The organism is Pseudomonas sp. 51_B, assembly GCF_017491595.1.
Lineage (GTDB): Bacteria > Pseudomonadota > Gammaproteobacteria > Pseudomonadales > Pseudomonadaceae > Aquipseudomonas > Aquipseudomonas promysalinigenes.
Genome location: NZ_JAFGYW010000014.1, coordinates 36,351 through 49,359, shown reverse-complemented (window position 1 = coordinate 49,359; position 13,009 = coordinate 36,351). Strand labels below are relative to the sequence as shown.

Annotated in this window: 11 protein-coding genes; 4 read left to right on the top strand and 7 right to left on the bottom strand. The window is 60.7% G+C overall.

Translation table 11 applies throughout. The annotated features are described in order from the left end of the window. From J5M56_RS15945 to gloB, 6 genes are all read right to left on the bottom strand, one after another. Nucleotides 1-1,020, bottom strand: coding sequence for an ABC transporter permease (locus J5M56_RS15945; protein ID WP_186478541.1), 1,020 nt, complete (start codon nt 1,018-1,020; stop codon nt 1-3). A 1-nt stretch (nt 1,021) separates the two neighbouring features. After that, complete coding sequence (locus J5M56_RS15940) at nt 1,022-2,095, bottom strand: microcin C ABC transporter permease YejB (protein WP_186478540.1); 1,074 nt, start codon at nt 2,093-2,095, stop codon at nt 1,022-1,024. Between the two features lies 1 nt (nt 2,096). Further along, nucleotides 2,097-3,923: an extracellular solute-binding protein gene (locus tag J5M56_RS15935; protein WP_207937289.1), complete on the bottom strand. Its 1,827-nt coding sequence runs from the start codon at nt 3,921-3,923 to the stop codon at nt 2,097-2,099. Beyond that, a complete protein-coding gene (locus J5M56_RS15930; protein WP_186478594.1) occupies nt 3,920-5,692 on the bottom strand; it encodes an extracellular solute-binding protein in 1,773 nt (590 codons plus the stop codon). Before J5M56_RS15930 ends, J5M56_RS15935 begins: the two co-directional genes overlap by 4 nt. A 211-nt stretch (nt 5,693-5,903) precedes the next feature. After that, entirely contained in the window at nt 5,904-7,328 is a 1,425-nt protein-coding gene (locus J5M56_RS15925; RefSeq protein WP_060479317.1) for a lytic transglycosylase domain-containing protein, read from the bottom strand. Between the two features lie 100 nt (nt 7,329-7,428). Beyond that, nucleotides 7,429-8,208, bottom strand: a complete 780-nt coding sequence (gene gloB, locus J5M56_RS15920) for a hydroxyacylglutathione hydrolase (RefSeq protein ID WP_186478538.1) — start codon at nt 8,206-8,208, stop codon at nt 7,429-7,431. A gap of 85 nt (nt 8,209-8,293) precedes the next feature. On the opposite strand from gloB, the gene J5M56_RS15915 reads away from it, so the two are divergent. The 4 genes from J5M56_RS15915 (at nt 8,294) to J5M56_RS15900 (ending at nt 12,739) form a co-directional block, all read left to right on the top strand. After that, nucleotides 8,294-9,067, top strand: coding sequence for a methyltransferase domain-containing protein (locus J5M56_RS15915; RefSeq protein ID WP_060479315.1), 774 nt, complete (start codon nt 8,294-8,296; stop codon nt 9,065-9,067). A gap of 13 nt (nt 9,068-9,080) precedes the next feature. After that, the gene (rnhA, locus tag J5M56_RS15910) at nt 9,081-9,527 is read left to right on the top strand and encodes a ribonuclease HI (RefSeq protein ID WP_060479314.1); all 447 of its coding nucleotides are present in this window, start codon (nt 9,081-9,083) and stop codon (nt 9,525-9,527) included. 51 nt (nt 9,528-9,578) lie between these two features. Beyond that, nucleotides 9,579-10,334 (top strand): DNA polymerase III subunit epsilon, encoded by a 756-nt coding sequence (gene dnaQ / locus J5M56_RS15905; RefSeq protein WP_225915491.1) that lies wholly within the window; start codon nt 9,579-9,581, stop codon nt 10,332-10,334. Nucleotides 10,335-10,489: 155 nt separating this feature from the next. Further along, a complete protein-coding gene (locus J5M56_RS15900) occupies nt 10,490-12,739 on the top strand; it encodes an Orn/Lys/Arg decarboxylase N-terminal domain-containing protein (protein WP_186478593.1) in 2,250 nt (749 codons plus the stop codon). Here J5M56_RS15900 and J5M56_RS15895 read toward each other — a convergent pair. Further along, on the bottom strand, nt 12,723-12,941 hold the full coding sequence (locus tag J5M56_RS15895; RefSeq protein WP_060479311.1) for a hypothetical protein: 219 nt from the start codon (nt 12,939-12,941) through the stop codon (nt 12,723-12,725). The two genes, J5M56_RS15900 and J5M56_RS15895, sit on opposite strands and share 17 nt — an antisense overlap. Nucleotides 12,942-13,009 lie beyond the last annotated feature (68 nt).

Genomic DNA, 13,009 nt, shown 5'->3' with positions numbered 1-13,009 from the left:
TCATTTCCTCGGGTCGAAGGCATCGCGGGCGGATTCGCCGATGAACACCAGCAGGCTCAACATGATCGCCAGCACGGCGAAGGCGCTGATACCCAACCACGGGGCTTGCAGATTGGACTTGCCTTGTGCCACCAGCTCCCCAAGCGACGGTGCGCCCGGCGGTAGGCCGAAGCCGAGGAAGTCCAGCGCGGTCAGGGTGCCGATGGCTCCGGTGAGGATGAATGGCATGAAGGTCATGGTGGAAATCATGGCGTTGGGCAGGATGTGCCGGTACATGATCGCGCCATTGCGCATGCCCAGGGCGCGGGCCGCGCGCACGTATTCCAGGTTGCGCCCGCGCAGAAATTCAGCGCGCACCACATCGACCAGGCTCATCCACGAGAACAGCAGCATGATGCCCAGCAGCCACCAGAAGTTGGGTTGCACGAAACTGGCAAGAATGATCAGCAGATACAGCACCGGCAGGCCGGACCAGATTTCCAGAAAGCGCTGCCCCGCCAGATCCACCCAGCCGCCGTAGAACCCCTGCAAGGCACCGGCAATGACCCCGATGATGGAACTCAGCACGGTCAGGGTAAGGGCGAACAGGACCGAGACGCGGAAACCGTAGATCACCCGCGCCAGCACATCCCGGCCCTGGTCGTCTGTGCCCAGCCAGTTGTCGGTGGAGGGCGGCGCCGGGGCTGGTACACGCAGGTCGTAGTTGATGCTCTGGTAGCTGAATGGAATGGGCGCCCAGATTACCAGACTGTCTTTTTTCTCCAGCAGGTCGCGGATGTACGGGCTCTTGTAGTTGGCCTCCAACGGGAATTCGCCACCGAAGGTGGTTTCCGGATAGCGCTTGAACGCAGGGAAATACCAAGAGCCTTCATAACGCACCGCGATGGGTTTGTCGTTGGCGATCAGCTCGGCGCCGAGGCTCAGGCCGAACAGAATCAGGAACAGCCACAGCGACCACCAGCCTCGGCGGTTGGCCTTGAAGCGCTCGAAGCGCCGGCGGTTGAGGGGGGACAGTGCCATGTCAGTGCTCCCGGCTGGCGAAGTCGATGCGTGGATCGACCAGGGTGTAGGTCAGGTCGCCGATCAATTTCACCACCAGCCCTAGCAGGGTGAAGATGAACAAGGTGCCGAAGACCACCGGGTAGTCGCGGTTGATCGCCGCTTCGAAACTCATCAGGCCAAGGCCATCGAGGCTGAATATCACCTCGATCAGCAATGACCCTGTGAAAAAGATGCCGATGAATGCCGACGGGAAGCCGGCGATAACCAGCAACATGGCGTTGCGGAACACATGCCCATACAGCACCCGCGGCCGGCTCAGGCCTTTGGCTTTGGCGGTGACCACGTATTGTTTGTTGATTTCGTCGAGGAAGCTGTTCTTGGTCAGCAGGGTCATGGTGGCGAAGTTGCCGATGACCAAAGCGGTGATCGGCAGTACCAGATGCCAGAAATAGTCGAGCACTTTGCCAGTGGTGGACAGTTCATCGAAGTTGTTGGACGTCAGCCCCCGCAGCGGGAACCAGTCGAAGTAGCTGCCCCCGGCGAACAGCACGATCAGCAGGATCGCGAACAGGAATGCAGGGATCGCATAGCCGACGATGATGGCCGAGCTGGTCCAGACATCGAAGTGGCTGCCGTGACGCACTGCCTTGGCGATCCCCAGGGGGATCGATACCAGGTACATGATCAGTGTGCTCCACAGCCCCAGTGAAATCGACACGGGCATCTTCTCGGCGATCAGGTCGATGACCTTGGCATCGCGGAAGAAGCTGTTGCCAAAATCCAGCGTGGCGTAGTTCTTGACCATGATCCACAAGCGCTCGGGCGCCGACTTGTCGAAGCCGTACATGTGCTCGATTTCGGCGATCAGGGCTGGGTCCAGGCCTTGGGCGCCGCGGTAGTTGGAGCCGGCCACGGAGACTTCGGCGCCACCACCTGCGATGCGGCTGGTGGCACCGTCGAAACCTTCGAGCTTGGCGATCATCTGTTCAACCGGGCCGCCAGGGGCGGCTTGCACGATGATGAAGTTGATGATCAGAATGCCGAACAGGGTAGGGATGATCAGCAGCAGGCGGCGCAGGATATATGCCAGCATGTCAGTTGGCCTCATCCGTTGGCGCTTCGGTGACCGCCGGGGCCACGTTTGGCTTGATCCACCAGGTATCGATGCCGACGTCGTACTTGGGTGAAACCTTGGGGTGGCCAATGTGGTTCCAATAGGCCACACGGTTGGTTTTGATGTGCCAGTTGGGTATCACGTAGTAGCCCCATTGCAGCACGCGATCCAGGGCGCGGCAGTGCTCGATCAGGCTCTGGCGGGAGTCGGCGTTGATCAGCCCTTCTACCAGCTGGTCGATTGCCGGGTCGCGCAGGCCGATGAAGTTGCGGCTGCCGGGGTTGTCGGCGGCGGCGCTGCTCCAGTATTCGCGCTGTTCGTTGCCCGGGGAATTGGATTGCGAGAAACCGCCGACGATCATGTCGAAGTCGCGCGAGCGCAAGCGGTTGATGTACTGCGAAACGTCCACGCGACGTATTTCGAAGCCAATGCCCAGGTCGGCAAGGTTTCGCTTGAAGGGCAACAGCACGCGCTCGAACTGAGTCTGCGCCAGCAGGAACTCGATACTCACTGGCTTGCCATTCTGGTCGACCATCTTGTCATCGACAATCTTCCAACCGGCCTCCTGGAGCAGCTTATAGGCCTGGCGTTGGTTCTCGCGGATCATGCCGCTACCGTCGGTCACCGGGTTGGCAAAGGCTTGGCTGAACACCTGGTCCGGGACCTTGCCGCGCATCGGTTCGAGGATTTTCAGCTCGGCGGGTGAGGGCAGACCCGTTGCGGCCATTTCCGAGTTTTCGAAATAGCTGCCGGTGCGTATGTACGCGCCGTTGAACAACTGCTTGTTGGTCCACTGGAAGTCGAACAGCAAGCTCAGCGCCTTGCGCACTCGCACATCCTGAAACACAGGCTTGCGCAGGTTGAAGATGAAACCTTGCATACCCACCGGGTTGCCGTTGGGTATTTCTTCCTTGATCAGGCGCCCCTCGCGCACGGCGGGCACATCATAGGCTGTGGCCCAGTTCTTGGCGCTGACTTCAAGCTCATAATCGAACGCGCCGGCTTTCAATGCCTCCAAAGCCACGTTGTTGTCACGGTAGACATCGAAGGTCATGGCGTCGAAGTTGTAGAAGCCTCGGTTGAGCGGCAGGTCCTTGGCCCAGTAGTCTTTGACCCGCTCATAGCGTATCGAACGCCCAGCCTTGACCTGGGCGACCTTGTAGGGGCCGCTGCCAAGCGGCGGCTCGAGATTGCCGCGGGTGAACTCGCGGTTCTCGTACCAGTGCTTGGGCAGCACTGGTAACTGGCCCAGGATCAACGGCAGTTCGCGGTTGTTGTTGTGCTTGAATTTGAACAGCACTTTCAGTGGGTCTTCGGCGACTACATCGGCGACATCGCCGTAGTACTGGCGGTACAGCGGTGCGCCGTCTTTGATCAGGGTGTTGAACGTGAACACCACGTCCTCAGCGCGCATCGGGTGGCCGTCGTGGAACCGCGCTTCGGGCCTTAGATAGAAGCGCACCCAGCTATTGTCAGGGGCTTTTTCGATCTTGCCGGCGACCAAACCGTACTCGGTGAACGGCTCGTCCAGGCTCTGGCGCATCAAGGTGTCATATATGATGCCAACGTTATCGGCGGGCACCCCTTTATTGATGAACGGGTTGAGGCTGTCGAACCCGCCAAAGCTGGCCTGGCGAAACGTGCCGCCCTTGGGCGCATCAGGGTTCACGTAATCGAAGTGCTTGAAATCTGCCGGGTATTTCGGCGGTTCATCGTACAAGGTCAGCGCATGTTGCGGCGCGGCCAGCGCGGGCAGGCTCAGGCAGGCGAACAGCAGGCTGCAGGCCAGGCGATGCGTCGGCTTCATTGGGCGTTCTCCGAAGGCTTGATCCACCAGGTATTCAACCCAAGGGTGTAGGGCGGCGTGGTGACGAAGGCGAACCGGTTGCGGTAGGCCAGGCGGTGATTGTCGAGGTACCAGTTGGGAATCATGTAGTACTGCCACGAGAGCACCCGGTCCAGGGCGCGGGCGGCGGCAACCTGATCGTCACGGCTGCGCGCTGCCAGCAAGGTGTCGAGCAGGTGGTCGACCACAGGGTCCTTGACCCCGGCGTAATTCTTGCTGCCCTTGATCGCGGCCTGGCTGGAATGGAAGTACAACCATTGCTCAAGGCCTGGGCTCAGGGTCTGGTTCAAGGTCATCAGAATCATGTCGAAATCGAACTGGTCCAGGCGTTGTTTGTACTGGGCACGGTCCACGGTACGCAAGCGAGCATCGATACCGATACTGGCGAGGTTTTCGACATAAGGTTGCAGGATGCGTTCGAGGCTTGGGTTTACCAGCAGCAGTTCCATCCTGAAGGGTTGACCCTTGGCATCGACCAGGCGTTGGCCATCGAGCTTCCAGCCGGCCTGGTTGAGTAGGCCAAGGGCTTGGCGCAGGGTCTGGCGACCAATACCCCGCCCGTCGGTATGGCTGACCTGATAGGGCTGGGTGAACAGTTTCTTGGGCAGTTGTTCACGCAGCGGCGCCAGCAGCAGCCATTCCTTGCCTGTGGGCAGGCCGCTGGCGGCGAACTCGCTGTTGGGGTAGTAGCTGGTCGCGCGGCGGTAGGCGCTGCTGAACAGTGCGCGGTTGGTCCATTCGAAATCGAGCATCAAGCCCAGCGCCTGGCGCACCTTGGGGTCGCTGAAGGTCGCCCGGCGGCTGTTCATGAACAGCCCCTGGGTCTGGGTTGGGATGCGGTGAGGGATCTGTGCTTTGATCACCTCGCCACGGCGCACCGCAGGGAAGTTGTATCCGTTGGCCCAATTCTTGGCCTGGTGCTCGATATAAATGTCGAATTCACCAGCCTTGAACGCTTCGAAGGCCACAGTGGAATCCCTGTAGAACTCGTACTCGACTCGGTTGAAGTTGTACTTACCCCGATTGACCGGCAAGTTCTTGCCCCAGTAGTTCTTGACCCGCTCAAATACCAGACGCCTGCCAGGTTCTACTTGAGTGATGCGATAGGGGCCACTGCCCAGCGGCGGTTCGAACGTAGTGGCCTCGAAGTCGCGCTTTTGCCAGTAGTGCTTGGGCAGCACTGGCATTTCGCCCAGGCGCAGGATCAGCAGCGGGTTACCAGCACGCTTGAACACAAAGCGGATACGCAGTGGGCCGAGGATATCAACGCGTTGTACTTCCTGCAGATTGGTGCGGTAGAGCGGGTGCCCTTGCTTGAGCAGGGTACGGTAGGAAAACGCCACGTCGGCGGCGGTGATCGGCGCGCCATCATGCCAGCGCGCTTCCGGGCGCAGGTTGAAGACCACCCAACTGCGGTCTTCGCTGTATTCCACCGAGCGGGCGATCAGGCCGTAACTGGACGTCGCTTCGTCACCGGAAGGGTCGTACTGACCGGTACCGACCATCAACGTTTCGTTCAGCTCGTTGACGCCGTACTGCAAGAAGTTTGGCGTGGTGACCGGGCTGGTGCCTTTGAAGGTATAAGGGTTTAGCGTGTCGAACGTTCCGAACGCCATGGCCCGCAAGGTGCCGCCCTTGGGCGCTTGCGGGTTGACCCAGTCGAAGTGGGTGAATGTGGCTGGGTACTTGAGCGTGCCGAACTGCGCGTATCCGTGGCTTTCGCTCACCATCGCGAAGGTAGGGAAGCTCAAGGCCAGGCTGAGTGACAGCAGGAGGGGACGTATCAAGTCGGCATCCGATCCAGAGGCGTTGGGCTTGGGTCGCAGTACAGTAACAGCTTGGCGGGTATGGAAAAAGAGAGAGTCAGCAGACGATCGAGTACTCGCTCTGCTGCAAGCGACCTTGCGTCGCAAAAGGGCTGCAAAGCAGCCCCGGTATCGATCAGTGCGAGAGGTAGACGGTCAACGTCTGGCCGGGCTTGAGTGCATGCCCGCTGCGAGGATTCCAGCGCTTGAGGTGCTGCATTTCGACATTGAAACGTTTGGCAACAAGATACAGAGAGTCACCCTTGCGCACCTTGTATTGGGTGGAGCGTTGCCCAGAGGCCGCCACCCGGTTGCCCGCCGCGCTCGGTGCGCTGCCACCGCGCAGGGCCAATACCTGGCCTGCCTTCACGCGATTGCCAGACAGCTTGTTCCAGCGTTGGATGTCTTTGACGGCAACCCGGTTGGCCCTGGCGATAGTGCTCAGGCTGTCGCCACGCTTGACCCTGTAGCTGCGGGCTGCCGGCCCTCGGGCTTCTGCCACGGCAGCGGCGAACACGGCCTTGTTAGGCTGCAGGCTGATCAGCTGTTCAGGCTTGAGGTTCGACAGGCTGTCGCTGAGCAGCTGCGCTTTGGCAGTCGGCACCAGCAGCTGCTTGGGGCCATCGACCGTCATGCGTTTCTTGAAGGCTGGGTTGAGCTGGATCAGCTCGTCTTCGTCGATGTTGGCGAAGGCGGCGACCCGTGACAGATCGAGGCGATCATTGATGGCTACCGCTTCGAAATAGGGCTCATTGGCGATCGGGTTGAGGTTCACTCCATAAGCCTCAGGGGTGGAAACGACCTGCGACAGGGCCAACAGCTTGGGCACGTAGTCACGGGTTTCCTGGGGCAGCGGCAGGTTCCAGTAGTCGGTTGGCAGCCCCAGCTTCTCGTTGCGCTCGATGGCCCGGCTGACGGTACCTTCGCCAGCATTGTAAGCAGCCAAGGCCAGCAGCCAGTCGCCGTTGAACATGTCATGCAGGCGGGTCAGGTAGTCCAGTGCAGCGTTGGTCGAGGCGGTGATGTCGCGGCGCCCGTCATAGAAGTTGGTCTGGCGCAGATTGAAGTGACGACCTGTGGCCGGCATGAACTGCCACATGCCGGCAGCACTGGCGCGCGAGTAGGCCATTGGGTTGTAGGCGCTTTCGATGGCAGGGAGCAGGGCCAGCTCCAGGGGCATGTCGCGCTCTTCAAGACGCTCGACGATGTAATGCAGATAAAGGCTGCCGCGCTCGCCTGCGCTTTCGATGAAGGTCGGGTTACTGGCGAACCACAGGCGCTGCTGCTCGATGCGTGGGTTGACGTCGATGCTGTCCTGCAGCGCGAAGCCCTGGCGCATACGCTCCCACACGTCCTGTGGTGGTTGCGCCGGTTTGACCGCCAGCGGTGAGGGCTTGTGCTTGATTCGGGCCTGGTAGCTGTGCGCGCGAACGCTGTCGGATTCATCGAGCTGACGGGTGCTCTGGCAACCCACCAGGGTGGCGGCCAGGGCCAGCGCACTGATTTGGGCCAGGCGCGTCAGGGCGACTGAATGAGCGGTTCTGCGGCTTCGAGAAGACATCGGCTGACAGGGTTATCCGGGCAAAAAATTTCGGCGATTCTAGAAACCGCACCCGCCCGGGTCAACCGTTGACATCCCTGTACGATATATCTTGAGGTTATCAGAAGGTGTCCTTCCAAGACCTCAAAGCAGCAAAAACAGTGACCTGCGAGTCGTTCGAATGTCCCTTCCATTCGTCTGCTTTTTGTTTAACTAATGTTTCAGCGGTACGTAAAAAGGGGTTTGTCAGCCGCTCGAGTGCAATAGTTGATGGCAGTGTGATGCGATTTTCAGCGCGCAATCGGGTAACTTCCTCGAACCGCTGTAGAACGTGCGGATTAGAGGGCTCCACGGCTTTGGCAAAACGTAAATTGCTCAAGGTGTATTCATGGGCACAATAGACCTCGGTTTGCTCAGGCAGCGCCGCCAGGCGCGCAAGGGCTGGTTGCATCTGCTGCGCGGTGCCTTCGAACATGCGCCCACAGCCGGCAGCGAACAAGGTGTCGCCACTGAACAGCAAAGGGGTTGCCGGTTGATCGCTGAAATACGCGATATGCCCAAGGGTATGGCCGGGCACCGCCAATACTTCGAAAGCGATGCCCAATACGCTGACCTGATCGCCGTCGTCCAGCGCCATGTCGCGGGCAGGGATCGATTCATGGGCTGGGCCACAGACACGGGCACCGGTTAGCTGCTTTAGGCGCTCGACGCCGCCGACATGGTCGTTGTGGTGATGGGTGATCATGATGGTATCGAGCACCCAGCCAGGGTTGGCCGCCAACCAGGCGTGTACTGGGCCGGCGTCACCGGGGTCGACCACCGCGCAGCGGCGTTTGGCAGTATCCTGTAACAACCAGATGTAGTTGTCGGAGAAAGCGGGAAGAGCGTCGATCTGTATCATGATGCGGATCCGTATCGCCAAGCGTGGCACATGAAGGCATCTTAGCCGCGATGACGCACAGCGAGAACCTTCGAGGGAGAGCGCAATGACCGATCAAGCCTTTGCTCAGGCCGACCCGCAGTGGGTCGAACTGATCAGCCAGGCCCGTGAGTGGTTCAACGGCCCACTTGGCCTAATGATGCTCAAAGAAGAAGAAAAGCTGCTCGAAGAAGAGCTGGGGCGCTTCTTCGGTGGCTATCTGGTGCACTATGGCCCTAGTGCCGATGCGCCGCCCAGCGCCCCGCAGGTGCAGCGCAACGTGCGCCTTGGTGCACCGCTGCCGGGCGTGGAAATCGTCTGCGAAGAACAGGCCTGGCCGTTGAGCGAGCACGCCGCCGATGTGGTGGTGCTGCAGCATGGCTTGGACTTCAGCCTGTCGCCCCACGGGCTGCTGCGTGAAGCGGCCAGTGCGGTGCGCCCTGGTGGTCACTTGCTGATCGTCGGCATCAACCCCTGGAGCGGCTGGGGCGTGCGTCACCTGTTCAGTAAGGGCGCCTTGCGTAAAGCGCGCTGCATCTCCCCGTCACGGGTGGGCGACTGGCTCAACCTGCTGGGCTTTGCGCTGGAGAAACGCCGCTTCGGGTGCTATCGTCCGCCGCTCACTTCGCCGGCTTGGCAACAACGCCTGGCCGGTTGGGAGCGGATGGCCGGAGGGTGGCAGTGTGCGGGGGGCGGGGTCTACCTGCTGGTGGCCCGCAAGATGGTGGTGGGCCTGCGGCCTCTGCGCCAAGCGCGGCGTGAACCGATGGGCAAGCTGCTGCCGCTGCCTTTGGCCAAGGTCAACCGTACCGCCGCCGATCCGGATACCGATAAGCACTGAACATGAGTGGTACATGAGCGATAGCGTCGAGATGTATACCGATGGCGCCTGCAAGGGCAACCCCGGCCCCGGGGGCTGGGGCGTCCTGCTGGTCTTCAAGGGCGTCGAGAAGGAATTGTGGGGAGGCGAGCGCGAAACCACCAACAATCGCATGGAGCTGATGGCCGCTATTCAGGGGCTGATGGCACTCAAGCGCGAGTGCGACGTTGTGCTCACCACCGACTCGCAGTACGTGATGAAAGGTATCAACGAATGGATGGCCAACTGGAAGAAACGCGGTTGGAAAACCGCGGCCAAAGAACCGGTGAAAAACGCCGACCTGTGGCAGTTGCTCGATGAACAGGTCAACCGCCACAAGGTGACCTGGAAGTGGGTGCGCGGGCACATCGGCCACCCTGGCAACGAGCGGGCCGACCAATTGGCCAATCGCGGCGTCGAGCAAGTGCGCGCCCAGCGTTGAGCTGCGTTACAATCGCCGCCTCAGTAAACGATGCAAGTTGGAGCGCCCCGCGTGGAGCAGCAAGACAAACGCCTGGTCATTCTCGATACCGAAACCACCGGTATGCCGGTCAGCGAAGGTCACCGGATTATCGAGATCGGTTGTGTCGAAGTCATTGGCCGGCGCCTGACCGGGCGGCATTTTCACGTCTATCTGCAGCCTGACCGCGAAAGCGACGAAGGCGCGATCAACGTCCACGGTATCACTGATGCGTTTCTGGTCGGCAAACCGCGCTTTGCCGATGTAGCCGAAGAATTCTTCGAGTTCATCCAGGGTGCCACCCTGGTCATCCATAACGCTGCATTCGACGTTGGCTTCATCAACAACGAGTTCGCTTTGCTGGGGCAGAGCGACCGAGCTGACATCGCCAACCACTGCACCATCCTCGATACCCTGCTGTTGGCCCGTGCGCGCCATCCGGGGCAGCGCAACAGCCTCGATGCGCTGTGTAAACGCTACGACATCGACAACTCAGGCCGCGAGTTGCACGGCGCGCTGCTCGACTCCGAGTTGCTGGCCGACGTTTACCTGGCGATGACCGGTGGCCAGACCAGCCTGTCGCTGGCCGGTCATGGGGCTGATGCTAACGATGATGAGCAGGCCAGCGGTGGCAGCGAGATTCGCCGCATCGTCGGACGTGCGCCGGGGCGGGTGATCCTGGCCAATGCCGAGGAGTTGGAGGCCCATGCCGAACGGCTGGCGGCAGTTGCCAAGTCGGCTGGCGGGCCCTCGATGTGGCAAACCCTGACTGAGCCGCCTGCCAGCTGATCGGTTTTTTCAACTGGCCTCACCGCGGCCAGGCGCTGTGCCACAGATTTGCTTCTAGGTGCCAATAGCGGGTTTACCCGCGAAGAGGCCAGCGCAGTCAAGACAGGGCCGACTACCCTTAACAGGACTACATGTCCTTTGGAGGTAGCAGCCCGATGTACAAGGACCTCAAGTTCCCGATCCTCATCGTTCACCGCGCCATCAACGCCGACACTGTTGCAGGCGAGCGCGTTCGCGGCATCGCCGAGGAACTGTGCCAGGACGGCTTTACCATCATCAAGGCGGCCGATCATGCAGAGGCCCGTTTGGTCGCTACCACCCACCATGGCCTGGCCTGCATGCTGATTGCGGCTGAAGGTGTGGCAGACCATAGCCATCTGCTGCAAAACATGGCTGAGCTCATCCGCCTGGCCCGTTTGCGTGCCCCTAACTTGCCGATCTTTGCCCTGGGCGAGCAGGTGACCCTGGAAAATGCGCCGGCCGAGGCAATGAGCGAGCTTAACCAACTGCGCGGTATTCTTTATCTGTTCGAAGACACCGTGCCTTTTCTGGCTCGCCAGGTCGCGCGCGCCGCGCACAATTACCTCGATGGCCTGCTGCCGCCGTTCTTCAGAGCCTTGGTGCAACATACCGCGCAGTCCAATTACTCCTGGCACACACCCGGTCATGGTGGGGGTGTGGCCTATCGTAAAAGCCCGGTTGGCCAGGCCTTCCACCAGTTTTTCGGTGAAAACACCCTGCGTTCTGATCTATCGGTCTCGGTGCCCGAACTGGGGTCGTTGCTCGACCACACCGGCCCGCTGGCCGAAGCAGAGGCCCGTGCGGCGCGTAACTTCGGGGCTGATCACACCTATTTCGTTATCAACGGCACCTCCACTGCCAACAAAATCGTCTGGCATGCCATGGTCGGGCGCGATGACCTGGTGCTGGTTGACCGCAACTGCCACAAGTCGGTGGTCCACGCCATCATCATGACCGGTGCCATCCCGATCTACCTGTGCCCGGAGCGTAATGAGCTGGGCATCATCGGCCCGATCCCGCTCAGCGAGTTCAGCGCTGAATCGATCCGTGCCAAGGTCTGCGCCCACCCCTTGGCCGCCGGGCGCGAGCCTCGCATCAAACTGGCGGTGGTAACCAACTCCACCTACGACGGCTTGTGTTACAACGCCGAGCTGATCAAACAGGCCTTGGGGGCGAGTGTGCAGGTGCTGCACTTCGACGAAGCCTGGTTCGCCTATGCGGCCTTCCATGAATTCTTCAAGGGACGCTTCGCCATGGGAACGACGCGCAGCGAGACCAGCCCGCTGGTGTTCAGTACCCATTCGACCCACAAACTGCTGGCCGCCTTCAGTCAGGCCTCGATGATCCATGTGCAGGATGGCGCTCAGCGCCAGCTGGACCGCGACCGCTTCAACGAGGCGTTCATGATGCACATCTCCACTTCTGCGCAGTACGGGATTCTCGCCTCCCTGGACGTGGCCTCGGCCATGATGGAGGGCCCGGCTGGGCGCTCGCTATTGCAAGAAATGTTCGACGAAGCCTTGAGTTTCCGCCGCGCCCTGGCCAACTTGCGCGAGCACATCGCCGCTGCTGACTGGTGGTTTAGCATCTGGCAGCCATCAGCGGCGCAGGGCATCGAGCAGCTGGCTGTACAAGATTGGCTGCTGCAGCCCAGCGCCCAGTGGCATGGGTTTGGCGAGGTGGCCGATGACTACGTACTGCTCGACCCGCTGAAAGTGACCTTGGTCATGCCCGGCCTCAGCACCGATGGGGCTTTGGGTGAACACGGCATACCAGCGGCGGTGGTCAGCAAATTTCTCTGGGAGCGTGGGCTGGTTGTGGAGAAGACCGGGCTATACAGCTTCCTGGTGCTGTTCACCATGGGCATCACCAAGGGCAAGTGGAGCACGCTGCTGACGGAGCTTCTGGAATTCAAGCGCCACTACGACGCCAATACAGCCCTCAGTGTCTGCCTGCCCAGTCTGGTCACGGCAGATGCCGGGCGTTATCGCAGCTCAGGGTTGCGCGAGTTGTGCGATCAGTTGCACGAATGCTATCGCGCCAACGCCACCGCGAAACAACTCAAGCGGCTCTTCACCTGCCTGCCACAGGTGGCTATGAGCCCGGCATGCGCTTACGACCAGATGGTACGAGGGGAAGTGGAGGCGGTGCCCATCGAGGCGCTGCTGGGAAGGGTCGCTGCCGTCATGCTGGTACCTTACCCGCCAGGCATCCCATTGATCATGCCGGGCGAACGGTTCACCGAAGCAACCCGCTCGATCCTCGACTACTTGGCGTTCGCCCGTGCCTTCAACGCTGGTTTTCCAGGCTTTGTCGCCGACGTGCACGGCCTGCAATGCGAAGGCGGCCGGTACACGGTCGATTGCATCAAGGAATGCGAATGATCTCAACGCCGCTCTGGGCAAGTTCGAAGCGATTCTCACCCAGGTGGTTGACGCGATCGCCAATAGCCAGGCGATAGGTGGTGATCGGGGCGCCAATCACGCTGCCGTCGGCCTGGAGGGTGGACTCCTGGAACTCGTGGACCGGATAGACACGGCCTTCGGCATCACGGGCGTGGAATTGGCCGACCATTACTGCTGCCATTTGTGGGGAAACCTCTGAATTGCGTACGAAATGTCTTCCTGATAGACCATTGAGAGTGGCAGGAAGTT